The sequence below is a fragment of the Candidatus Leptofilum sp. genome (assembly GCF_965223525.1).
Lineage (GTDB): Bacteria > Chloroflexota > Anaerolineae > Promineifilales > Promineifilaceae > Leptofilum.
The window spans coordinates 358,022-382,395 of the sequence record NZ_OZ245005.1 but is presented as its reverse complement, the minus strand read 5'-3'; the positions used below and the strand labels follow the sequence as shown (position 1 = coordinate 382,395).

20 protein-coding genes are annotated in these 24,374 nt (G+C 53.1%); 4 read left to right on the top strand and 16 right to left on the bottom strand.

What is annotated here, in order from left to right:
- Positions 1–3: 3 nt before the first annotated feature.
- Entirely contained in the window at positions 4–2,679 is a 2,676-nt protein-coding gene (locus ACOQPM_RS18755) for a phosphoenolpyruvate synthase (RefSeq protein WP_420631789.1), read from the bottom strand.
- A 49-nt stretch (positions 2,680–2,728) separates the two neighbouring features.
- Positions 2,729–3,499: a TetR/AcrR family transcriptional regulator gene (locus ACOQPM_RS18750; protein ID WP_420631788.1), complete on the bottom strand. Its 771-nt coding sequence runs from the start codon at positions 3,497–3,499 to the stop codon at positions 2,729–2,731.
- A gap of 206 nt (positions 3,500–3,705) precedes the next feature.
- On the opposite strand from ACOQPM_RS18750, the gene ACOQPM_RS18745 reads away from it, so the two are divergent.
- Both ACOQPM_RS18745 and ACOQPM_RS18740 read left to right on the top strand, forming a co-directional pair.
- Entirely contained in the window at positions 3,706–4,428 is a 723-nt protein-coding gene (locus ACOQPM_RS18745) for a histidine phosphatase family protein (protein WP_420631787.1), read from the top strand.
- 70 nt (positions 4,429–4,498) lie between these two features.
- Positions 4,499–5,032, top strand: a complete 534-nt coding sequence (locus ACOQPM_RS18740) for a transposase (RefSeq protein ID WP_420631786.1) — start codon at positions 4,499–4,501, stop codon at positions 5,030–5,032.
- A 12-nt stretch (positions 5,033–5,044) separates the two neighbouring features.
- On the opposite strand, the gene ACOQPM_RS18735 is transcribed toward ACOQPM_RS18740, so the two are convergent.
- The 8 genes from ACOQPM_RS18735 to ACOQPM_RS18700 all read right to left on the bottom strand — a co-directional run bounded on the left by ACOQPM_RS18735 (position 5,045) and on the right by ACOQPM_RS18700 (position 16,018).
- Positions 5,045–7,291, bottom strand: a complete 2,247-nt coding sequence (locus ACOQPM_RS18735) for a transglutaminase domain-containing protein (protein ID WP_420631785.1) — start codon at positions 7,289–7,291, stop codon at positions 5,045–5,047.
- Positions 7,288–8,613, bottom strand: a complete 1,326-nt coding sequence (locus tag ACOQPM_RS18730; protein ID WP_420631784.1) for a DUF58 domain-containing protein — start codon at positions 8,611–8,613, stop codon at positions 7,288–7,290. Before ACOQPM_RS18730 ends, ACOQPM_RS18735 begins: the two co-directional genes overlap by 4 nt.
- 200 nt (positions 8,614–8,813) lie before the next feature.
- Entirely contained in the window at positions 8,814–9,914 is a 1,101-nt protein-coding gene (locus ACOQPM_RS18725) for a sensor histidine kinase (RefSeq protein ID WP_420631783.1), read from the bottom strand.
- Positions 9,911–10,624 carry a response regulator transcription factor gene (locus ACOQPM_RS18720; RefSeq protein ID WP_420631782.1) on the bottom strand — a complete coding sequence of 238 codons (714 nt, stop codon included), beginning with the start codon at positions 10,622–10,624 and terminating at the stop codon, positions 9,911–9,913. The genes ACOQPM_RS18725 and ACOQPM_RS18720 overlap by 4 nt, the downstream gene beginning before the upstream one ends.
- A 92-nt stretch (positions 10,625–10,716) precedes the next feature.
- Positions 10,717–11,937, bottom strand: a complete 1,221-nt coding sequence (locus tag ACOQPM_RS18715; RefSeq protein WP_420631781.1) for an ABC transporter permease — start codon at positions 11,935–11,937, stop codon at positions 10,717–10,719.
- 75 nt (positions 11,938–12,012) lie between these two features.
- Positions 12,013–12,678: an ABC transporter ATP-binding protein gene (locus ACOQPM_RS18710; RefSeq protein ID WP_420631780.1), complete on the bottom strand. Its 666-nt coding sequence runs from the start codon at positions 12,676–12,678 to the stop codon at positions 12,013–12,015.
- 65 nt (positions 12,679–12,743) lie between these two features.
- The gene (locus ACOQPM_RS18705) at positions 12,744–14,375 is read right to left on the bottom strand and encodes an efflux RND transporter periplasmic adaptor subunit (protein WP_420631779.1); all 1,632 of its coding nucleotides are present in this window, start codon (positions 14,373–14,375) and stop codon (positions 12,744–12,746) included.
- An 80-nt stretch (positions 14,376–14,455) separates the two neighbouring features.
- Entirely contained in the window at positions 14,456–16,018 is a 1,563-nt protein-coding gene (locus ACOQPM_RS18700) for an efflux RND transporter periplasmic adaptor subunit (RefSeq protein WP_420631778.1), read from the bottom strand.
- A 225-nt stretch (positions 16,019–16,243) separates the two neighbouring features.
- Between ACOQPM_RS18700 and ACOQPM_RS18695 the strand changes: the two genes are divergently transcribed.
- Positions 16,244–17,467 (top strand): hypothetical protein, encoded by a 1,224-nt coding sequence (locus ACOQPM_RS18695; protein WP_420631777.1) that lies wholly within the window; start codon positions 16,244–16,246, stop codon positions 17,465–17,467.
- Between the two features lie 6 nt (positions 17,468–17,473).
- On the opposite strand, the gene ACOQPM_RS18690 is transcribed toward ACOQPM_RS18695, so the two are convergent.
- Both ACOQPM_RS18690 and ACOQPM_RS18685 read right to left on the bottom strand, forming a co-directional pair.
- Entirely contained in the window at positions 17,474–18,367 is an 894-nt protein-coding gene (locus ACOQPM_RS18690; protein ID WP_420631776.1) for an alpha/beta hydrolase, read from the bottom strand.
- 103 nt (positions 18,368–18,470) lie between these two features.
- The gene (locus tag ACOQPM_RS18685; RefSeq protein ID WP_420631775.1) at positions 18,471–18,917 is read right to left on the bottom strand and encodes a CBS domain-containing protein; all 447 of its coding nucleotides are present in this window, start codon (positions 18,915–18,917) and stop codon (positions 18,471–18,473) included.
- A 701-nt stretch (positions 18,918–19,618) separates the two neighbouring features.
- Between ACOQPM_RS18685 and ACOQPM_RS18680 the strand changes: the two genes are divergently transcribed.
- The gene (locus ACOQPM_RS18680; protein WP_420631774.1) at positions 19,619–19,870 is read left to right on the top strand and encodes a GlsB/YeaQ/YmgE family stress response membrane protein; all 252 of its coding nucleotides are present in this window, start codon (positions 19,619–19,621) and stop codon (positions 19,868–19,870) included.
- On the opposite strand, the gene ACOQPM_RS18675 is transcribed toward ACOQPM_RS18680, so the two are convergent.
- The 4 genes from ACOQPM_RS18675 to ACOQPM_RS18660 form a co-directional block, all read right to left on the bottom strand.
- Entirely contained in the window at positions 19,854–20,339 is a 486-nt protein-coding gene (locus tag ACOQPM_RS18675; protein ID WP_420631773.1) for a DUF2062 domain-containing protein, read from the bottom strand. The genes ACOQPM_RS18680 and ACOQPM_RS18675 overlap by 17 nt on opposite strands.
- Positions 20,340–20,504: 165 nt before the next feature.
- Positions 20,505–21,464: a DnaJ C-terminal domain-containing protein gene (locus ACOQPM_RS18670; RefSeq protein ID WP_420631772.1), complete on the bottom strand. Its 960-nt coding sequence runs from the start codon at positions 21,462–21,464 to the stop codon at positions 20,505–20,507.
- Between the two features lie 97 nt (positions 21,465–21,561).
- On the bottom strand, positions 21,562–23,472 hold the full coding sequence (gene dnaK, locus ACOQPM_RS18665) for a molecular chaperone DnaK (protein ID WP_420631771.1): 1,911 nt from the start codon (positions 23,470–23,472) through the stop codon (positions 21,562–21,564).
- A gap of 210 nt (positions 23,473–23,682) precedes the next feature.
- A complete protein-coding gene (locus ACOQPM_RS18660; RefSeq protein ID WP_420631770.1) occupies positions 23,683–24,213 on the bottom strand; it encodes a hypothetical protein in 531 nt (176 codons plus the stop codon).
- Positions 24,214–24,374 lie beyond the last annotated feature (161 nt).

Below are 24,374 nucleotides of genomic sequence, written 5' to 3'. Positions count from 1 at the left end.
AGCTTACAAAATCTCAACAAATCCAGCATCCCCATGCACGCGGATCTGCTGCCCCGTTTTGATTTGTTGTGTTGCCCCCGCAACGCCCACGACGGCTGGGATGCCGTACTCGCGGGCGACGACTGAGCCGTGCGTCATGAGGCCACCTATTTCCATCACCAGTGCGGCCGCATTGATAAATAGCGGTGTCCAGCCCGGATCGGTGAAGGGTGCCACCAGTATTTCCCCTTTGGCCAGCACATCCTTGTTGGGGTCTAGCACCACTTTGGCAACGCCTTCAATGGTGCCGCTGGAAGCTGCGCTGCCCACCAAAGCCCCCTCTGGCAGTCCATCCCGGCTAAGTTTTGCCTGCACAATTTCGCCGTCGCTGGTAAGCAAGCGGGGTGGCGTGAGTTTGTGAAAGCGGGCAAATTCCGCCTTTCGCTGGACGATAAGCGGTCGTACATCTACCTCTGGATTTGCTGCAACATTGATCAGCTCGGTGAGGTCTAGGTGGAAAATATCTTCGGGGTGATGAAGACGGCCGTTTGCCACTAACGCCTCTGCCTCTTCCAGCAAAATCAACTTTATCATGCCCAGCAGCTTGATAAGGAAAAATTTGGGATGCTCCCGCCCCGATGTGTAACCGCGCACCGTTTTCACCAGACGGCGCACCAGCGGGCGACGGATAAAGCCCAGCACGCCCTGGCCTGCGACAGCGATGAGTCGCTCACCGGCTGCCTCGCCTGCGGCGGTGAATTCGGCATGGTGGCTGCGGTGGCTGCCTGGCTCGGCGTGGTGCAAATTGCCCACCACAAATTGTAGCAGCGAAGTGGGGTCTTCACGCCAGCGCGGGCGCGAAATATCAATTTCGGATGGTCCGCGCATGCCGTAGCGCGCCAGAAAATCGGCCCAGCCTGCCAAAAACGGGCTGCTGCCAGGTACGCTGGCGGCGGTTGCCAATGCCTGCGTGGGTGGATTTTGCTGAAAGTGGGTCACAAGCTGCGGCGATTGACGTACCAAATCTGCCAAATCGCCCACAGCGAGGTCCATTTCTGTCGTCACATTGCTGCTGAGTCCACGAGCAACGGCCGTTAAATCATCCGGGTTGGCGCGACGACCAACCACTTTGGCCAGCAATCTTTGCGACACAATGCCACCTGCTACCAATGCCGGGAAATCGGGCAATAAGTGAACAAACGCGTCACCAAACTCTCTTTCGATTTTCTGTAGGCGAGCCGCCCCGGCTGGTTGGGCCAAAATACGCTGCTGGCTAGCGGCAACCAGCCTGTCCATTCGGTCAGTTAATTCCTGCCGCGTCGTTTCCGGATCGCGCCGGAAGAGGAAGCTGAGCGTCGTTTTGAGGACGGGGCCGAGGTAGGCTAAAACGTCTCGCAGCCGCGTTTTGGGGCGCAGATGGGCTAATCGCTGACGAAATGATTGCCGCTGGATCGTTTCCCGGATGCCAGCGGCAATCTGCTCGTCGGCCATCGTAAGAAACAGCGGCACGGCTTTGCGCCCTAGCCGCAGGCTGAGCAGTGGGGTGACGTCCATGTACATGCGCCCACCTGCGCTGGTCAGGCTTTGACTGCGGCCAGTGGGGCTGCCCAATTTGCGGGTCGGGAACATCAGCCGCCAAAAATCTACCCCCAGCCGCTTGATGGGGTCTAGCATCACCTGGGCGTGGTTCAGGCTCACGAAAAGGTGGAGCGCGTCGTCTTGTGGCTGCGGGGTGGGCTGGGGGTAGAGGGTGGTAATGGGGCGGGTTTGCAGCAGATAAAGTTCCCCTTCAGCAATCGCCCATTCGATATCTTGCGGCTGATTGTAGTGGGCTTCGATCTGCTTGCCTAGTTGGGCCAGGGCAATGGCTTGGGCTTCATTGAGGACTTGGGCATGGCGTTGGTCGTCGCTGAGGGTTTCTTGCGTGGTGCCGCCTTTGGGCAACGGCCGTATTGCCAACTTTTTGTCGCCAATTTTTGTTTCGATGAGCTGGTTGGTGCGGCTGTCTACTCGGTACAAATCGGCAGAGACCAGCCCGGCTACCAGGGCCTCGCCCAGCCCGTAGCTAGCATCAATGGAGCAAATGTGGCGGTGCTGGCTCACCGGATCCGCGGTGAACAAAATGCCAGAGATGTCTGGCAACACCATCTGTTGCACCACAACGGAGAGGGCAACGTCTTGATGGGCAAAGCCATTTTGCTGCCGGTACAGGATGGCGCGATCCGTGAAGAGGGAGGCCCAGCAGCGGCGCACGGCGTCCAAAATTTCTCCCTCACCGCGCAAGTTCAAGTAGGTGTCTTGCTGCCCGGCAAAGGAGGCGTCGGGCAAATCTTCGGCAGTGGCGCTGGAGCGGACGGCGTAGGCGGCGTTGGAGTCAAGTTGATGGAGGGTGTGGGCAACGGCCATTGCTATCGCATCAGGAATGGGCGTTTCATGCAGTGCTTGGCGGATTTCCTTCCCAATTTTGCGTGTAGCCACTAAATCGTCTGGCGGAATTGCCGCCAAAGCGGCGTGGAAGTGCGGCATTTGCGGGCAGGCGGCTACAAATTCGCGGAAAGCATGGGTGATGATGCAAAAGCCGGGCGGCACGGGGAAGTTGGCGCGGCTCATTTCGCCCAGGTTAGCTCCCTTGCCGCCGGCCAGCGGCAAATCGGCTGCTGAAATCTGGCTAAAGGGCAGAGTATAGGATGCACTTTTCATTGTTTCCTCTAAAAAAATTGCGTGTTCTGTTTTCTTTACGCAGTATGCTCTATGGTTGTTTAAGGCCGTCTAGAAAGAGATTGGTGATGAATGCGGCCGTTTCCTGTGGCTTTGGATTCGGCGTTTTGTAATAGATGGGTATCACCAAGCTAAACGACAATATCATGCCCAGCAGGGCAGCGGCAGCTTTTTGCGGGTCGGTGGGGCGGAGTTGGCCCGCGTCTATTCGCTCTTGCAAGAAGGTTGTTACACGGGTGAGGCTGCGTTGCTGGAACGGCCGCACACCAATCATCTCGTCTCGCCATTCCAGTGCATTGCTAAAGTTGTGTTGAACAATGTCCTGGTTTTCCACGATGAAAGCGATAAGGACGGCAACCAGTTGGGTTAAATCTTTGACCAAATCACCAGTGATTTCTTTGGCGGTAAGCGGCAGATTTGGCTGATATGCCTGAAAAAAGTGATGCAGCAACCCAGACCTGTCGCCAAAGTGACGATACACGGTTGCCACGCCGACGTTGGCTTCGGCGGCGATTTGCTCCATGGTCGGCCCCATCATGCCTTGCTGGGCAAAAAGGGTGCGGGCGGCTTGCAAAATGCGGCTGGGTGCGTCTGGCTGGGCAAGATTGTCCAGGCCATGCTCATCTGCCAGACGCTTTAGAATTGCTTTTTTGCTGCCGAACTGCCGGTAAATGGTGGCGCGGGAGACCCCAGCTTTTACAGCTAGCTGATCCATGGTGAAGGAGACGGCCGTTTCCTTCACCAACGCTTTCGCCGCGCCCATTATTCGCTGCTCAACTGCTAAATCGCTTTGAGATGACATGATAGATATTCTATCTATCGTATCGTTTATTGTCAATAAGTAATTCAATTGCCTGCAAATTGCCAGGGGGCTTTACCCGCTAGGCTGATAGGCATGAATGAAAACCGTATGGCGTATTGCGTGTTCCGTCCTCACACTATTCACAAAGGATTTTTAGGCTTGCCGAGAGCGCAGGGCAACCCTACAATTTGCCCATGCAACTTTATATGATTCGACATGCACAATCGGAAAATAACGCGCTTTGGGCGCGGACAGGCAGCAGTATCGGGCGTTCTCCAGACCCGCGCTTAACAGAAATTGGACAGCAGCAGGCACGTCATCTAGGGCAGCATATTGCCAAGAATTGGCAGCAGGCAGACCCGGCAAATGATTCACACAATCGCAAGGGGTTTAACTTTACGCATCTATATTGCAGCCTCATGGTGCGTGCAGTGGATACGGGTAGCGCGATTGCCAAAAAAGTGGCTATTCCGCTGGTGGCTTGGGAGATTGTTCATGAAACTGGCGGCATTTTTGAGCGTCATTTGGAGACCAATGAGCGTGTCGGTTTGCCGGGGCCAAACCGAGCGTATTTTGCCCAACATTATCCACAGTTGGTTTTGCCAGATTCTTTGGGTGAGGCGGGGTGGTGGGAACGGCCGTTTGAACCACGCAAGCAAACAATGGAGCGAGCGAAACTGTTCCTGGATGAACTACGGCAGCGGCATGAGCCGGATGATCGGGTAGCCATTGTGACCCATGGCGGCTTTTTTGTGGCCGTGCTGCGTACACTGTTTGGCTTTAATACGCTACGTAACAACGAAAGCGCCAACCGTATTTGGCTGCACGCCCACAACACCTCCATCACCCGGCTAAACTTTAGCGAAAGGCAAGTTGATTTGCTCTACCTCAACCGGCTGGATCATTTACCAGATGAGTTGATTACATAGTTTGACGATGGCCAGTAGGGGCGACCCGTCGGGTCGCCCCTACCGACATGATGGAATTAGGAGGGACATCATGTCATACGATCCATATAAACATCACCGTCGCTCTATCCGCTTGAAAGGATATGATTACACTCAAACTGGAGCTTATTTTGTGACAATTTGTACGTACAAGCGGCAGCCCTTGTTCGGCAAAATTGTCAATGGCGAGATGAAACTTTCTTTGTTGGGGCAGCTAGTTTATTACGAGTGGCAGAAAACGGCCGTTGTTCGGCCAAATATTCATCTCGATGCGTTTGTGGTCATGCCAAACCATTTGCATGGCATTATTGTGATTTTTCTCAATAGCGCAGATATGAATGTCCCAGATGGGCGACCCGCCGGGTCGCCCCTACAATCGGGTTCTTTGGGAGCCATTATTGGGCAATTTAAATCTAAGGTGACGAAGCGGTTTCGGCGCTTTCCTGGTAACGATAATAGCCCCATCTGGCAACGCAACTATTACGAGCAAATTATTCGTAACGAACGTCATCTTACGGCCGTTACTCAATACATTCATAACAATCCAGCCAATTGGATCTCAGACGATTTGTACTTGCCGGATTGATAATTGAAGGCGCTAGATTTTGACAAACCACCGAATGATTCGCAGCAGCCACAACGGCCGTTTCACCCGCTGCCAACTTTCCCAAGCCAACAGTCGTCCAGATTGTGCATCTCCGGCATAGCAACGCTGCACGTAAAGCTGGGTGAGACGTGCCACATGGGGCTGCACGCTGGTGATCTGTTTGGCGATTCGGGGAGAACGGCCGTATCCTGCCAAATGTTCCTGAAATGCGTCTAAAAACTCCGCTGGTGTTTGCTGTGGTTGTGGCGAGTATCCCAATTTGGCGGCGGCTTGTTGCAAACGGCCGTAGCTCCACAAAACCGCATCTGCCCCAGTTGGCAACCGACTTTGCCGCCACCCTCGCCAGACCAAAGCAAGCAACAAACCGGCACCCAGCAGCGGTAGCCACGGAAACGGCCGTGCTTTCTCCGCTTCTGGTATGGGTGGTAGATTAAGATTGACTGATTCTTCAAATGGCAGTGCGCCCGGTTCGCCAAAATCAGGAGGCTGAGCCAGGTTGCTGCGGTTGCTGTGCGGGCTGGTGAAGGCGGCCGTAGGCTCAAACTCCACCCAACCAAATTCAGCAAAATAGACCTCCACCCAGGAGTGGCCGTTAATTTGGTAGATGGTTTGTACACTCGCAGCAGGGAGCTGCGCCAGGTAGCCGATGGCCATGCGGGCAGGCAGCCCAACGGCGCGCGCCATCACCACCATCGCTGAGGCATAAAAATCACAGTAGCCCGCCTGCTCCTCAAACAAAAAGTGCTCAACCGGGTCTGCGTTGGCAGGCGGACTGCTCACTTCTAAAGAGTACGGATACTGTCGCAAGAATTCCTCTAATGCCCGCGCTTGGTCATATGGATTGGTTTGTCCACCCGCCACCTCTTGCGCCAAATCAAGCACGCGCTGAGGTACGTCCTCTGGCAGGGCGGTGTAGCGTGCTAGCAGCGCAGGTGGCACATCAGCTACGGCCGTTTGCCGCAGCATTGTTGGGCTTGCCAGGGAGAATTGGGAGCTGGCCGTATAAATCTGCCCCCTGCCGTTCACCCGCGCCAGATCAGTTTGCCCCCGCCACCGGACAGCTACATCCTGGCTGAACTGCTGCGGCAGCCCCAGCGTGTACCGCGCCAAGCGTGTATCTTGCAGCCAGTAAACCGTTTGGGACACAGTTGCCGTGGCTGCCACTTGGGGCAAAGGGATTGACGTGTTGGCTGCAATTGGCTCTATGCGCTCCTCAGACAAGGCCCAGCCGCGCCCCGTGTACACGTCGTAGCTTAGCGCCCGCCAATGGATGCCAGCTAAATTTGCCTCGGATTGCACAACGGCCGTCATTGTCACCGTTTCATACAGTTCAGGTGCATCGCCAAGCAAAAAGTCACGCGGCAAAATGCCGCTGCCGCCTACGCCGTCTTGCCCCCGTGGCTGGCCACCACTGGCCGCCACGCCGCCAAAGGCGCGTTCCAGAGCCGCTTCGGTTTGCTGCACCGCAGTCTGCTGCTGAAAAAAATCTACCAGCCGTTGAATGCTGAAATTGGGAATGAACACCGCCAGCCCAAGCAAAATTGTGGCAATTGCTGTGGCGTAAATGAACAAATCAATTTGCACTTCGTCGGAATAATCAACCTGGTGTGCTTCCCACCCTTCGGACAGGGTGATGAAGTGGATAACGGCCGTTAAAATTGCCGTCAGCCCCACAAACAGAGCCAGCCACCAAATATCTGCCCCGCCAAAGTAGCCATTGAGCGCCAGCCCCAGCCCGATTGCCTGCAGGCCAGTAAACGGCCGTCTGTGTCGGAATAGCTGCCAGCAGGCGAAGGCGGTTAAAAAGTAGCTCAGCAAGGCCAGCCCCAGGGCAAACACCACCGTTTCCTGGCTGCTTTGGTTGTTGAAGACGGCCGTTCCCCAACCAGCTACCCGATCTAAAAACAACGCCCCATTTTGCAACCAGTACGGCCGTAAAGAGCCCCAGCCGCCTCGCAGAGCTGCCCAGGTTGGCCATAAATTTGCCAATCCCATCAGCGGAATGAGTAAGCCGTAAAGGGTGATGAGTGCCCAGGCGGGGAGTGTGCCCAGCGGCCGTTTGGCTAACACGCCACCCAGCAGCAAGCCGCCAATTGTGGCCGAAACAACGATGCCATCCTCCGGCACCCAGCCAACGTCCAGCACGGCCGCCACCTGGCAGAAGAGTACGGCCGTTAGCAACACCAACGTCAGCCAGCTCTCTTGCGGTTCGTAAGTTTTGAAAGTGAGTTGCTTCATGGCATCCCCGGCGTTCTCACAGCAACTACCTTGCCCGTACCGGTGACGCGAAATTCCCAAAAGCCACGCTTTTGCTGTGCTTCCAGCGGCGTGCCAACTTCGCCTTGCTGAATAAGCCGGCAAGGAAACCCCAACTGCCGCACGGCCGTTGCCAACCCGTCGCTATTCTCCTCACTGCCAAAACTTTGCCGGTCTAGCAGCACCACGTTGCTCTCAATGCCTCGCTGGGTCAGGCGCACAAGCTCTGGTAGCCAATCGGCGTTGGGTGTGGGGGTGATGATGATGACGGCCGTTCCCCGCCGTGCCAGATGCGCCAAATCTTGCAGTGCAGTACGAAGTGGCGCGCTGCCGTTGGCATCTAGCAAGGCCAATGCCCGCAAGATGCGCCACTGCTGCCCCTCGCCTTTGCCAGTATGCACAATTTGGGGCGAACGGCCGTAGCTAGCCAGCCCCACTGCCCGATTGTGGCGTACAGCCCGTGCCGCCAGCGAAGCGCCAAGCAAAACAGTTTGTTCAATCGTGCCTTGAGCACCGCTGCCTAGCTGCACGGCAGCCTCACAATCCAGCAATATCCAAATGTCGCCAGTTGCATCCTGGTCAAATTGCCGCACAGTGAGGATGTCCCGATGGGCTGTTTTGGGCCAATGAATCCAGCGTAGCGGATCGCTATGCTGGTAGTCGCGCACCGAGGCGGCATTGGTGGTGGCTTGCCAACTGCGCTGCCGCACCCGCGCTTGACCGCTGCTGGTTCCTGTGGGCAAGGGGATTGGCAGTTGCCCATGCACCGGGGGATGGATGATGATTTCTTCTGTTTGGGTATAAAAATGGGTGATTTGGAACAAGCCAAACGGATCGCTGCTGCGGATGGCCCAGGGCCCTAACAAAAATTGGCCGCGCTGCTGGCAAACGGCCGTTTCTCGCCATCGCACCTGTTGATTTTGGGGCACGCTGCGGACAACGGCCGTTTTGTGGCCTGGGATGTTACTGTAATCAATGATTTCCACCCAAAGAGCAGGCACGATGCTGCGGTTTACCAACGTAAACTGCTCTTCTAGCTGGTCGCCCACCGCTACCCAACCGTAGCGCAGCCGCCGCTGGGCGTGCAAATGCGCCCCCAGTTGCCGCACCCACACGTACCCTACTGCAAACAGCCCACCCAGCCCAACGAGCAGGGTATTCCACACTTTGTGCGGCAGCAGCAGCGCCGCCGCTAGCAAAAATAGAAAACCAATCAATGGCAGCCGCAGCCGCAGCTTAATTTCAACTTTTTCTTCGGTGGGGAAGGGCAACGGCCGTTCGTCCATGCTGTCATTTTCACACAATCACCCAAAGTCGCAAAGATAAGAGGGGAAATGGGAAGGGTTTTTCAAAAGTCCGATTCGCAACCCAATGGGACGCGGATGAACGCGGACGAGCGCAGATTATTAACAATTTTCCGCGTCACCCGCGCTCGTCCGCGTCCTAAAATGCGACAATTGAAAAACCCTATGGATTGTTTTCAACAGCATAAACCCGGATTTTTCTATTCTGTGGTGACAGGCAGGGTGAGGGTGAAAGTGCTGCCCTGATTGAGCCCTGGGGAAACGGCCGTTACCGTTCCTCCGTGCGCTTTGGCAATGGCCCGCACAATGGCCAACCCCAGGCCAGAGCCGCCGCTTTCCCGGCTGCGGGAGGGGTCGGCGCGGTAGAAGCGGTCGAAGATGTGGCTGATCTGCTCTGGCAGCATGCCTTGCCCACTGTCCCGCACCCGAATCTGAACGGTTTCATCTACCTGTTCTACGTCTAACAGGATACGGCCGTTGGCTGGCGTGTAGCGCAGGGCATTGTCTACCAGATTGTGCAGGCTTTGTCGCAGCCGGGCTGCATCCGCATGGAGCGTTGGCAACGCTCCCAGCAGCTCGGCATGGAGTTCAACTTGCTGTTTTTTGGCGATAGGTTGGAAGGATACGGCCGTTTCCTTCACCAAAGCCGCCACATCTACCTCTGTAATGTTGAGCGAAAGTTGCGATGCTTCTGCCTGGGCCAATTCGCGTAAATCGTCAATGACACGGGTGAGCAGCCGGGTTTGTTCGTACAGTCGCGCCACCTCTTCTTTTTCCAGCGGGTACACATCATCCAAAATGGCGCGGAGATTGCCCTGAATCACCGTCACCGGCGTGCGAAGCTCATGGGCCACATCAGCCAACAGGTTGCGTCGCAACGTTTCAGCTTCTTCTAGCCGTTCAGCCATCTCGTTAAACGCATCCGCTACAGCCACAACCTCCTCAGTGCCACGCACTTCTACGCGACGACCCAAATTTTGAAAATTGATAGATTTGGCAGCTTCGGCCAGCTTATTCAGCGGTTCCGTTAAGGTTCGGCTTATCAGCAGTCCGGCTATCGTTCCGACCAGAGCGCCCAGGATGATTAGGCGACCAATTTGGCGAGGGATGCTTTCCAAAAAAAAGGCTTCGATACGCGCAACAGATTCGGGTGGGAGCTCATCCACGATTGCAACGATAGCTGGGTCAGATTCCAAAACGCCCAAAAAGCGACCCAGGAAGGAAAAGTTAAGCGGCAAAATTGTCACCAAAAGGATGATGCCTACAAAGGCCAAAATGAGGCGGGTGCGTAAGCGGTTCATTTGTCCTCCGCCAATCGGTAGCCAATGCCGTACACGGTTTGGATAAATGTGGGGTTTTTGGGGTCTGGCTCAATTTTGTGCCGCAAATTTTTAATGTGGCTATCCAGAGTCCGATCCATGCCGATGTATTCCTGCTCCAGGCCGCGCTCAATTAGTTCGCTGCGGGTAAAGACAAAGCCGGGGTTCTCCAGCAAGGTTTGCAGCAGGCCAAACTCGGTGGGGGTGAGCTCAACCAGCTTGCCATCAATTTTCACCTCGCGCCTGCCCGTGTCCATTTGAATGTTTGCTGTGCGGTAAACGGCCGCCTCCAACCCATCTCCCCCGCTCATCAACCGACTTTTGGCTCGCAGCTGCGCCCGCACCCGCGCCACCACCTCTGCGGGATTGAACGGCTTGGTGACGTAATCATCCGCGCCTAGCTCCAGCCCCACAATTTTGTCGCTGTCTTCCACGCGGGCGGTGAGCATAATAACGGGGATTTGCTGTAAGGCGGCATCATTCCGCACAATTCTGGTGATGTCGTAGCCATCCATGTCTGGCAGCATCAAATCCAGCAGGATGAGGTCTGGCTTTTCGCGGCGCAGGGTGTGAACGGCCGTGCGGCCGTCGTGCGCCACCAAAACGCCAAACCCCGCCTTCTCCAAATACCCCCGCAGCAGCCGGACAATCTCTTTATCGTCGTCTACTACCAAAATCTTTTGCTTGAGCATGGTTATTCAGTATGCAAGTTTGCGAGTGGGCGAGTTTGCAAGTGACTAACTTGCCACTTGCAGACTTGCTGCTTGCCCACTTCCAGACTATATCACTCATACCGCAGGGCTTCAATCGGCCGTAAGCCAGCCGCGCGCCAGGCGGGATAAATGCCAAATAGTAGCCCCACACCAGCGGCAAAGCCAGTGGCCAACGAGATGGTGCCAGCATCTATGACCGTGATGATTTCCAGGGCAGACGCAGACAGATTGGCGATGAGCAGCCCCAAGGCAATGCCCAAACCGCCGCCCAGCAAGCTCAACAGTAAGGATTCCAGCAAAAATTGTGCCAAAATGTCCCGCTTAAGTGCCCCTACCGCCTTGCGGATGCCAATTTCCCGCGTCCGTTCGGTAACGCTCACCAGCATAATGTTCATAATGCCAATGCCGCCGACTAGCAAAGAAATCCCGGCAATCGAGCCTAAAAAGGCGGTTAGCGTAGACGTCACTGTATTTAGCGTGGATAGCAAGTCCGTTTGGCTAAAGATAGAAAAGTCGTCTTCGCCAGCGTAGGTGATACGATGCTGCTCTCGCAAAATCTCTGTAACCTGGGTTGTGGCTTCGTCCGTCACGTCTTCATTGATGGCTTCAGCGTAGATTGTATTTACCGCTTTGGCTCCGGAGCGTGTACGTTCTGGGTAAAGGCGGGTTTGGGCGGTGGTAATGGGAATGTAGGCTGTGATGTCGGGATTATCGCCAATTCCCTGGCCGCTTTCTTGCAGCACGCCGACTACCTCGTAGCTAACGCCATTTATTTTTACAGAACGGCCGATTGGGAATGCGTCCCCAAACAAGTCGTCGGCTACCGTTGCCCCCAGCACCACTACGCGGGCACTGGTGTCAATGTCTGCCTGAGTAAGCCCGTCGCCCGCAGCAAAGTCAGTAAGATTGTTGACGGCAAAGTAATTGGCCGTGATCCCTGTGACGGCTTCACTTTGAGACACGCCATTGTAAACAATTTCCTGCATACCGCTGCTGCTGGCCGCCACTTCGCCAATGGCTGGGGCATTGAGAGGGTCTGCTAGGGCTTCTACGTCGTCAATGCTGAGTGAGGAACGGCCGTTGCTGTTCTCAAAATCGGTGCTGATTACCAGTAGATTGGTGCCAATAGATTGAATCTCGTCGGTGACGGAGGCGGTAACGCCGTTGCCAATAGACAGCAGGGCGATCACGGCTGCTACCCCAATGATCACGCCCAGCATGGTTAGAATAGAGCGCATTTTATTCGCCATCAGGCTGTCAATCGCGGTTAAAAAACTTTCTGAAAGGTTCATGATATCTGTTCCGTATTTCGTAGAGCGTAGTGCGTATTCGCTTTCTTCTACGAAATACGCACTACGCAATATTTGTTAATTTGCAACAATCACCCCATCCCGAATCCAGATGGTGCGCTGGGCGTGTTCGGCCACTTCGGGGTCGTGGGTAATCATCACAATAGTCATTCCCTGGCCGTGCAGCTTCTTGAAGATGTTCAGGATTTCATTGCCAGATTGGGTGTCTAACGCCCCCGTTGGCTCGTCGGCCAGGATGATGCTGGGCTTGGGAGCCAGAGCACGGGCAATGGCCACGCGCTGCTGCTGCCCGCCAGATAGCTCATCTGGCTTGTGGTCAATGCGATCTCCTAGCCCAACCGAGTCTAAGGCTTCTGTGGCGCGGTCAGCGCGTTCGGTACGGCCGTATCCGCCATACATCAGCGGCAGCGCCACCTGCTTTTCAGCCGTTGTGCGCGGCAGCAAATTAAATTGCTGGAAGACAAAGCCAATGCGCTGATTGCGAATTCTGGCCTGCTCATCGTCTGTCATTTGGCTCACGTCAATGCTGTCTAGCGTGTAGTTGCCGTCGGTGGGTGCGTCCAGGCAGCCAATGACGTTCATCAAGGTGCTTTTGCCAGAGCCAGATGGCCCCATGATGGCTACAAATTCACCTTCGGCGATATGTAAATCCACCCCACGCAGGGCGTGAACCAGCATCTCGCCCATTTCGTATGTTTTGGTAATGTTTGTTAGTTCGATCATGATAATTTCCTCAAAAAGGTAATTGGGTAATTAAGTAATTGAGTAATTACCTAATTATCAATTACTTAATTGCCACCAAACGGGCCGGAGCCACCACCGCCGGGAGCCAGTACATCTTCTACTGGCTGAGCTGTTTCAACAATCAGCTCATCCCCAGCCTCTAAGCCAGAGGTAATTTGCGTATTTTCCCCGTCGCGCAGCCCGATGGTCACTTCTACCACCTCGCCGCTGGCGCGGGTAACGAAATATTTACCCGCTGCCCGGTCTGGCGTGATGGCCCGGTTAGGAACCAGCAGCACGTCACTGCGCTGCGCGGTAATGAGGTTGGCGTTGGCCGTCGTGCCCACGCGGATGGGTAGGTTGGTTTCGCCCAGCGCTAGGTAGACGTCGTAAGTGACGAGGCCACTGCCTTGGGCGGCCGTATTGCGTGGCGCAATCGAGACAACGGTGGCCTCAACTTCCTCATCCGGCCACGTTTCCAGCGTGATGATGGCTTCTTGCCCTAGGATGATGTTGCTAATGTCCACTTCGTCTACATCCAATACAAGCTCCAGGCTGTCGGGGTTGAACATCTCCACAACGACCCCGCTGGCCTGCTCACCAATGCTGACGTTTACGGCCGTAATCACCCCATCGTAAGGCGCAGTGAGCGTCGCATTCGCCAGATTTTGTTCAGCACGAGCCAGATTGGTCTGGGCTTGAACAAGCTGGGCTTCGGCGATGGTAATTTGTGCGTCAGACGCGCCGCGCAGCAGCCGATCCAGCGTGGCTTCAGCCGAAGCTAGCGATGCCTCTGCCTGGGCAATCTGCATGTCAGAAGCACCTTCTTGCACCTGTTGCAGACGCAGTTCGGCCGTTTTAAGCGAAGCGGCAGCTAAACTCACCGACGCTTGGGCTGATGCAATTGAGTTGGGATTGCCGTTGAGCAACTCATCCAACGTTTCTTGAGCTGCTTGGAGTTCGGCGTTGGCTTGCAAAGCGGCCGTTCGTGCCGAGAGCTCCATGTCGTCCAGCGTGTCTTGGGTGATGAACCCTTCTGGCTCTGTAACCAGGACGGTGCTGTGCTGCTCGGCGGCTTGGGTGGCGGCAACCTGTGCCAGCTCTAGCTCAATTTGCGCTGCTGCAATTTCGTCGGCATCCGCTACGGCCGTCAGGTCAGACAAGCGGGCGTAGGCGGCGTTGAGGTCTGCCTGGGCGGCACGCACGTCTGCTTCGGCAGCGGCGATGGCGTTGGCATCCGGCCCGTCGCGCAAATCGGCTAAATTGGCTTCTGCACTGGCAACGGCCGCTTCTGCCGCGATAATTTCGGCCTCAGTTGCGGGTTCCAGCAGCGTTGCCAGGTTCGTTTCCTGAATGACGACAGCTTGCACTGCGTTGGCTACGTTTCGTTCGAGTTCGGCCGTTTCTAGTTGCAAAAGTGGATCATCCGCGGTCACCGTATCACCTACGGCCACATAAATCTCGGCAACAGTGCCACCGCGCAGCAGAGCCAGTTCAGCAAGCTGCCCGGCCTGAATGTTGCCGCTGGCGGTGGCGCTGGCAGACAAATCCCCCACAAAGGCGGTCACGATGTCGCCCGTTTGCGGTGCTTGGGCGTTGGCATTGCGCTGCCCCTGCCGTACAAAAAAGAAGGTAACAATGAGTAACACGATGCCAATTGTGATCCAAATCCATTTATTTTGCCGTAACTTATTCATTAGATAGATTATTCCTGTGTCTAAAACCCTAAGGGTTTGCTCGGTTTAGAAATCTGTTTGATGAGGGAAACCCTTAGGGTTTAGCCTCCACCAAATGGTCCTGGGCCGTCAATTTCTTCTGTCGGCTGGCTAGTGACCAGGCGCAAAATGTCGCCTTCGGCCAAACCAGCCGTGATTTGGGTGTTCTCGCCGTCGCGCAGCCCAATTGCTACTTCTACCTGCCTAAAAGTGCCGTCGGCTTGCTGCACATCCACAAAATATTTACCCGCAGCACGGTCTGGCGTGATGGCGGCGTTGGGAACCAGCAGCACGTCGTCTCGCTGGGCGGTAATCAGGTTGGCGTTGGCGGTGAGGCCAATGAGCGTAGGCAGGTCGTCTGCCTGGTAGGCCAGATGCACGTTGTAAGTGACAAGGGCACTATTTTCGTCGCTGGCGCTGGGGGCAATCGTCACGATTTTGCTCTCAAATTCCCGCTCTGGCCACGCTTCTAGCGTCACAATAGCGGGCTGCCCTACGTCGAAGCTGCCAATGTCCACCTCGTCCACGCTCAATACCAGCTCCAGGCTATTGCTGTCTACCAGTTCAATGACTGGGCCGCTGGCAATTTCACCTTCACTGACGTAAACGGCCGTTACTACCCCGGCAAATGGTGCCACAATTGAAGCCTCAGCCAGCGCCTCTTCAGCATCGGCCAGATTGAGTTCTGCCTGCGCTACTTCCGCCTCGGCGGCGCGAATTTGTTCAGCAGTGGGGCCGGCCAGCAAGTCAGCTAGATTGGCTTGTTGTTGGGCAACGGCCGCTTCGGCATTGGCAATCTCGGCGGCGGTGGCACCTGCCAGCGTGCTGTCCAGATCGATCTCGCTGCCTTCCACGCGGGCATTGGCCGCAGCCACACTGTTTTGCGAGGCGGCCACATCTGGGCCAGCCAGCAGCGCATCGAGTTGTGCCTGGGCGTTGGCCACAGCCTGTTCTGCCTGCATACGCGCCTGATGGTTGGCTTCAGTCGGGTTTTCTTCGTTGAGTTCGACGGCGCGGTCTAGCTGCTGCTGGGCAGCCAGTAAGTTTGCCTGTGCGGCCGTTATTTGAGATTGGTCAATACTATTTTGGCTGCTGTTTAAATCTGCCACAGAGGTGTAAAGCTGTGCCTCGGCAGAGTCAATCGCCGCTTCACTGAGAGCGATTTCGGTTTCAGATGGGCCAGCCAGCAGGTCGTCTAGCTGGGCCTGGGCGCTGGCCAATGCTGCCTCGGCATTGGCGATGTCGGCCGCTGCGGCAGGCGCTAATAAGTCGTCCAGCCGTGCCTGTGCCAGCGCCAGAGATTGTTCGGCATTGGCCACATCGAACTGCAAATCAGTTGTGTCTAGCTGTACCAGCAGGTCGCCAGGTTGCACCACGTCCCCCAGCCGCACAGCCACTTCGGTAATGCTGGCGGTGGTATTGGCGGCAAGAACGGCTTCCCGCTGGGGCAAAAGCTGCCCGCTGGCGGTGGCACTAGCAGACAGGTCGCCGATGACGGCAACGGCCGTTTCTGCCTCTTGTGCCTCTGCTTCATTGTTGGTTGCATTCCGATTGACTGTAAAAAGCAGGACGGCTACCAAAATGGCAGCACCTGCGCCCACGGCCAACCATCGTTTTCTATTCATCGTGATGCTCCTCAAAATCTTTTTCAGATAAAAAATCAATACGATGAATAGCTTACCTGGCAATTCTGGAGAAGTTATGGAGAAATGTGGCAGACAGTTTGCAGGTTTAGTACCTGTCTGAATATTGGCCACAGAGAGCATAGAGAGTTATGAGAATTAGCTTGCCAAATAACACCCACTTTTAACAAGCTGATAAGATTGTTGCACGGAGGACAAGAGGACAGTATGAAAAGAGTTCTGATTTCTTTTTCTCTCAAAAAGATCATGTTGATTTTTGTGCTACTCGTCTCATTATCAATTTTTCTCTTTGAGAAGTTCCAATTTGTTTCGCAATTGCCAGAAAATGACCAATGTATTGCTTCTTTCGATACATTTGCATTTACTTTTCCCAGCCATGATGGAGCGACTCAAGAATTAATTTTACCTCTTCCACCTTGGGAAGAAGTTTCCAAAGTATCAGAAATTTCTGATCGGAAACCGGGTGACAGGTTCGAGGTTATTGCCACCCGTCACGCAAATGGAAATCATGAAATTTGGTTTACAAATTTTCGTATTGATGTTGGCCAAGATATTATTTTGCTTCTTTATCTAACAGGGCAGCAGAAATGGTTACAGATTGACCCGAAGATTGAAGGAAGTTCAACAATTGTTGAAAGGGTATTTATTTCTGATGACCAACTTGTATGGGGTGTTGGCCTTAGGGCTGGACGCTTCGTAATTTCACTTTTTGAGGACGGAACAGGAAATTTTGTTGAACAGCAAGTGATTGAGATCCCTGCAGCGTGGAATCTTTTTGCTGACTCATTTAACCATAATCTATCAGATTTTAGTGGGGCTTTATGGACACCTGATGGAAAATTTTGGATTTTCTCAGCTGGCGATGCAATTTACAGTATTGATCCATTTACAGAACAAATAAGCATGCACAATTCCCTGGAGGAATACACCTCAATATCTTCCGTGCAATTAAATCCAATGGGAGGTTTCATCATCAACGGCTTTGGCAGAACAGGCTACTTTTCTTTTTCTAAGGATAAGTTAACAGAAATCGATCTTCCTGAAAATGAATATTATCAAGGTATTAGTTTTGTTGATAACAGTGGGAATTTTTGGCTTACGGATGGTTATGGCTGGCGTAAGCCAGATGGTAATTGGCACAGACTCCACCCCGATCCGCTCATTTGGCGTTGGCAAACTGTTGCCCTTAACAACTGGCGATTTTATAGTCCCCCAGATCCGTTTATGGAGACTTCTGACGGCCGTATTTGGTTTAGGATTTACCGTTCAAACCAGTGGAAAACCTTGCGAAGCGGCATTGCGTGGTTTGAACCAGTAACGAAAGAAGGCTGCTGGTTTACAAGCGAAGGCGCGCAAATAATTGAGGATGACCAGCATCGTTTGTGGATGGTAGTCGAGAACACATTGTATAGCTATACCCTAAATCCGTGATTCAATTTACGAAAACAAATATTGACTTATGAACCGTCGCAGTCGCTTGGTCATGAGTTCGGGATTGGTATCAAAGAGGTTGGTGTGGTCGGCGTTGGGGATGAGCAGGCGTTCTTTGGGGGCAACGGCCGTTTCATACAAAGTAGAGCCGTTACTCACATGCACCGTCTTGTCGCGGCCACCTTGGATGAACAAAATGGGGCGGGGCGATAGCAAAGCGACCTCTTGCAGCGGCTCCAGTTCGTCGCTATCTACGCCCGCAATCCACTCGGCCCACGGCATGATGAGCGGGGCTGTCCACTCTGGCAGTCGGGCAAAAGCGACGGTGAGTCGCTGCTGATTATCGGCAAAATTTGTATAAACACTCTCAGCCACAACCAGGCGAATCTCTGGTAGCTGTGCCGCCGCTCGGATGGCAATGGCGCCACCCATCGAATGCCCCACCAGCCCGATTTTGTTTGGATCAACTTCCGGTTGGGCTTGTAAGAAGTGCAGTGCCGCTGCCACATCGGCCACTTCAGCCAATCCCCAGCTACTTTTGCGCCCTTCGCTACGGCCGTGTGCGCGCAAATCGAACAGCAATGCGCCGTGCCCCTGTTCGATTAACACCGCTGCCTGATCCAGCAATGCGCCCCGATGACTGCCCAGGCCGTGAATAAAAATCAAGACAGTGCCAACGTCTGCCTGTGGCGGCACGTACCAGCCAGCAAGCTGTAGGCCATCTTCCGTGGTGAAGGTCACCTCTTCCCAATTTTGAATGCCAAAATCGCTAGGGGTTTCTCGGGTAAATGTGCGGGGCGGGACTACCAGCCGTCGGGCGCGGCTGTGAATGAAGCCAGCCAGGGCAAGCAGCAGCAGAAAAATAAATATGGTGAGGTGTTTGAAATCGGGTTTGGGCATGATGGGAATACGTTAGTTGGAAACGGCCGTAACCACCACCCCCTGTATCCCAAAAAAGAGCCACCCGCGTGCTTGACAGTTGCAGAATCTAATTCTGATCTACTTAAGTTGGTTCGGCTTCGCTTTCGCTCCATTCATGAATCACAACCATGCTGAAAATGTCAGATTCGGTGATGATGCCAGCCAACTTGCCTTCGTCGTCAACAACCGGCAGCCCACTGACGCGGTGTTCTAGCATGGTACGCGCAGCGTCGCCGATGGTCGCATCGGGCTTAATGGTCATGGGTTGCGGCGTCATGATTTTTTCTACACTCAGGCTAGAAAGCAGATAGTTTAGCTCCCAAATGCTCATTGAGGTAGCGGGCGAAGGTTGGGCACCGCGAACATCACCCAGCGTAATAATCCCAATTAGAAAATTGTTGTCATTTACCACTGGCAGGCGGCGAATTTCTTCATCCATCATGATTTGATGGGCTTCAGGTAAGGAGGTTTGCAGCTTTACAGTGATTACATCTTGGGTCATCCAGTTGCGGACTAACTCTTTTTTCATAGGGACAACTCCTGTGCGTTTTTGCTTGTGTCTCTAAGCTAATAGTACCTTTCATGAACGAAACGCCGCAGTAACAAAAGTCACGGGTTCTAAATGACAACTGCAACGGCCGTATCCAAATAGTGCTTGCAAGGTTAGCGAAACGCGGTCAGATTTTTTAGTTGAGGTTGCTAAAAGAGGAGACGCCGTGCGGGAGCACGGCGTCTGGAGCAGAATAAGCTTTAATTAAGCGTGAAGAAGTTAATTCATACAGTAAAAACAATTTCTTACGAACCATCTGACAATGAAAAGTAGGGAAGAAAAAAGCAGCGCCACAAACAAAGATGAAGCCGTATCCTGAGCATCATACAACCTTGGGAGAGGAGGTTGTGTGGCGCTGCTCTATAAAAAAATTGTAGGATGGTTCACTTACAACATGGGTTACGTCGCATAGCTGCTTAAACAAAACAGTGCCTCAAAAGAGGCACCATTTTGAAAAGGAGAAATCAAGAAAGGTTTAGGGGAATCATATGTTGATAAGAAACATAATCCATTTTCCTTACGTATAGCGTTACTGTAAGAACTACAAAGAAACCGCCTTTCGTTTTTCAAAATTCTTTCTGTGGTTTGCTACAATATTAGAAATAAATGAAAAGCAATTGGGGCAATGATAGTTATTTTGAGCACTTTTTGCTTTTACCAACCTATAAGGAGGTTTTAGAATGGGTATCTTAGCGTGGATTATTTTTGGTGCATTGGCTGGCGGCGTTGCTGGCCTAATTGCCGGCAGCAAACGGTCTGGCTGTTTGTATAACATTGTTATAGGGGTGGTTGGTGCTTTTTTAGGTGGCCTGATTATGCAGTTTATCACTGGCGAACCATTTAGCTTTGGCTTTGATTGGCGAAGTTTTTTGGTGGCCGTTGTTGGGGCAATAATTTTGCTGGTGGCTACGGGTGCTACAAAACGGAAGTAGCTGCCTGGCTACGCTTTTCCCGAATCACCCAGGCAATTAAGAAAACAATGGTGTAGGAAACGGCCGTTACCACCGCAGCTACAATCAAATTCCCCACTAAAAACCCCTGTACAAATGAAATTACCTGTGCCTGCCACTGTTCTGCAACAGAAACGGTAGCAGGTGCAGGGAACAACCAATTTCCCAGACGATAGCTCAACGCAAAAAGTGGCGCGGTCACAAATACATTCCAGATGGCTAACGAGAGCATCACCGTTGCTCTGTGTAGCCGGAACCAGCTTGCCAACAGCAACGCCAGGGCAAAGTTAAAGCCAGGCGTTGGCAGTAGGCTGATAAAGGTGCCTACGGCAAAACCCATCGCCTGATTTTGGGCAGATGCTTCTGCCTTGAGTAGCGTGGTTGCTTTTTCCTTTGCAGTTTGGAAAAGGCGGGCAGCTTTTATGCGGTTCAGGGACAAATCAACTTTCATTTCCATGCTTACAGTATATAAAATCTAAATCGTAGAAAATGGTCTGAAACCATACGCCATCTCAGTGTAAACCTGACGCTAGGTTTAAAAACGTAAACGGCTAACATCGCGCGATGTTAGCCGTTTTACAGTTGTGATTTTGGGGCAGGTTTCGGCTCTGCCCTTTCACTTATATTTCCGGATTTCTCTTAATTTCTCGAACAGTTCTTTTTCTTCGTCACTGAGGTCTGTAGGCAGCTGCACGTCTAAGGTAGCAATTAGGTTGCCTCGCTCTTCTGGATTTTTCAGATTGGGCATTCCTAGACCGCGCAGGCGAAACTGCTTGCCGTTGGCGGTTCCGGCAGGAATGGTGAGCTTGACGGTGCGATCGATGGTTGACACATCTACCTGGCCGCCGAGAACGGCCGTATACAAATCAACAGGAACCTTTGCCCGCAGATTGTCGCCATCTCGCTTAAGTTGACGATCGGGATTCACTTTGATGCTCAGATAAAGATGACCCCCATCTTGCCCTTGTCCTTTCAACCGGACACGAGAGCCAGTTTTGACCCCACGCGGAATTTTGGCTTCGATGGAACGGCCGTTTTCCCACTGAATGGTGCGGCTAGTGCCATAAAACGCCTCGGCCAGCGAGATTTCAATCATGTGTTCCACGTCGCGGCTGCGCCGGAGCGATTGTCCTTGCTGACCAAAAACATCGTTAAAGTTAACCTGCTGGCCGCCTGGCCCACGGGCTCCCATCTGCCCAAATAACGCCTCGAAGAAGTCAGAAAAGCCGCCACTGCCGCCAAACATCTGCTCAAACTGATCTGAATTCACAGTGCGAGCACCCTGATTGCCATATCCTTGACCAGCCCATTGCGACCAGAAATCATCAGCACGGCCGCCGGCGCGCTGGTATTGCTGCCATTGGGAACCAAACTGATCGTACATCTTCCGCTTTTCGGCATCAGACAACACTTCATTCGCTTCGTTAATATCTTTAAAGCGTTGTTCAGCCTGCGGATCATCTTTGTTTAGGTCCGGGTGATATTTGCGGGCCAGTTTGCGGTATGCTTTTTTGATTTCATCCTGGCTGGCGGTTTTGGGTACGCCGAGGATGTTGTAATAATCCTTGTAATCCATTGGCCCTTCCTAAATCAGAGGGCAAGACAGATGGCATGCTGCTTCTTTGCTTTGCGAAGGTTTTGCCCATCTGCCTCGCCCCTACAGGTTTGTGTAATTACATCTCCTGGAATTCGCCTTCTACGACGTCATCTGGATTTTCTTGTCCGTTACTGCTGCCATTTACATTGGATGCGCTTCCGTTGGCATTGCCATTTGCCTGGCTTTGGTATAGCTGCTGGCTGAGGGCATAGCTGGCCTGCTGTAGCTGTTCTGTCAGGTTTTTGATTTGAGTGGTGTCTTCGGTGGTTACGGCCGTTTTCAGTTCAGCAATCATCCCTTCAATCCGGCTCTTTTCAGCCTCGTTTACCTTGTCACCCAGCTCGTTCAGGCTCTTTTCTGTGGCGTAAATCAACTGGTCTGCCTGGTTACGCGCCTGGATGAGTTCGCGCAACTTGGCATCTTCTACCTCATGCTGCTTGGCAGCGTTTACCATATCTTCAACTTCAGCTTCAGACAAATTGGTAGAAGCGGTGATTTGAATCTTTTGCTCCTTGCCAGTGGCCTTGTCTTTGGCAGTCACATCCAAAATGCCGTTGGCATCAATGTCGAATGTTACCTCAATTTGCGGCAATCCGCGCGGCGAGGCAGGAATCCCGTCCAGGCGGAACATGCCCAGGGTTTTGTTATCCCCTGCCATTGGGCGCTCACCTTGCAAGACGTGTACGTCAACGGCCGTTTGGTTATCTTCGGCCGTACTAAATACTTCCGTCTTGCGGGTGGGAATCGTCGTGTTGCGCGGGATGAGCGGTGTCATCACGCCTCCCAGCGTTTCCAGCCCCAGGCTCAACGGCGTCACGTCCAGCAAAAGCACGTCTTTCACATCGCCAGCCAGCACGCCACCCTGAATAGCTGCGCCCAAAGCCACAACCTCATCCGGGTTCACGCTCTTGTTGGGTACTTTGCTTGTCAGACTATGAACCAATTCTTGAATCATCGGCATCCGGGTAGAGCCACCGACTAGCACGACTTCGTCAATCTCATTGGCAGAAAGCCCAGCATCGGCCAATGCTTTCTCAAACGGCTGGCGGCAACGCTGTACCAAATCTTCGGTTAGCTGCTCGAATTTGGCACGGCTCAATGTGATCTGCAAATGCTTTGGCCCATTTGCGTCGGCAGTGATGAACGGCAGATTTAGCTCGGTCTGCATCAGGGAAGACAACTCGATTTTGGCTTTTTCGGCCGCTTCGCGCAGTCGCTGTAATGCCTGCCGATCCTGGCTCAGATCAATGCCCTGGTCCTTCTTGAACTCATCAATCATCCAGGCCACAATGCGCTCGTCCCAGTCGTCGCCACCCAAATGGGTGTCACCATTGGTAGCCTTCACTTCCACCACGCCGTCGCCTACTTCCAGTACGGAAACATCAAAAGTGCCACCACCTAGGTCAAACACTAGGATGGTTTGATCTTCGCTCTTATCTAATCCGTAAGCCAAGGCTGCGGCCGTTGGCTCATTGATGATGCGTAACACGTCCAGTCCCGCAATTTTACCCGCGTCTTTGGTGGCTTGCCGTTGGCTGTCGTTGAAGTAAGCAGGCACGGTGATGACGGCTTGGGTGATGGTCGTGCCCAAATACGCTTCAGCATCTCGCTTTAATTTTTGCAAAATGAATGCTGAGATTTCTTGCGGGGAGAAATTTTTGTCCACCATTGGTACGTTGACGCGCGCATCTTTTTGTGCGCCGGCAACGATTTCATAAGGTACCATTTTCTGGGTGCGCTTCGTCTCTTCAGCATCGAAATGGCGACCTATTAGCCGCTTTACGGAGTAGATGGTGTTGTCTGGATTCACAACGGCTTGCCGCTTAGCGGTTTGGCCCACCAATCGTTCTCCTTTTTTGTTGAAAGCAACGATGGATGGAGTCGTGTTGCCCCCCTCGGCAGATGGAATGACAACGGCATCGCCACCTTCCATCACGGTGACGACAGAGTTGGTTGTTCCTAAGTCTATACCAATTATTTTACTCATGCTTATGCTCCTCTCAATACAATTTCGCCTTGGCGATACATACAAATTTGGACGGGTTTTGCATAAAAACCCGAATGGTATTTTGCTTAATTTGCATATGATTTGTGTAAGACGGCCGTAAGAGGTTCATATGCACAACCAAAAACAGGCGCTGAATGGTGTCATCCAGCGCCTGCCTCTTGGGAATTAGCTACCTGTTTTGCGTGTGGTCTAGGGAACAAACTTTTCTTCTGGTGATTTTTCACGATTAGCGTTTACCAAAATGCTGATGCCCAGCAGAATGAGAATCACAGGCCACAGCTTGCCCAGGAAGGCAACTACTGTCAACAGGGCGCCACCAAATAAAATAGAGATGCCGATGAAGGCGATGATCCCGCCGGGGATGAGTGCCCACCAGTGTGTTTCTTTTGTGAAAACGGCCGTTACCACCGTAATCAGCCCAAATCCCAGACCCAGGAAAATGAGAAAAACACCACCCTCATTGTCGCCTTGCCAGATTGAAAATGGGCCAGCAATCGCATAAATGCCCCAACCAACGCCGCTCAAAATACCACCAGGAATGACCAAGCCAGCATTGCGGCTTAAAATTCCCCACGCTAGGAATGACGCCCCCAGCCCTGGCACAATGAGCAGACCAAAATTACCTGGTACAGAAATCGTTATAAATTGCCCTACCAAAGCAATCAAACCAATTGCCAATAGAACCAAACCACCCGTCAAATCTTTCTTTTGCTGTTTCATGATCTTCCTCCACATGATTTGTTAAATTGTATGTACCAACTGCACCACAATTTGTTATTCCTTAATCAACTATGGCCTCAGTATAGTAAATTGCGTTAATAGATGGATGTGCCGGAAGTCATGCCCAGGTCATATTATCAATGTGACCAGACAACAAAAAA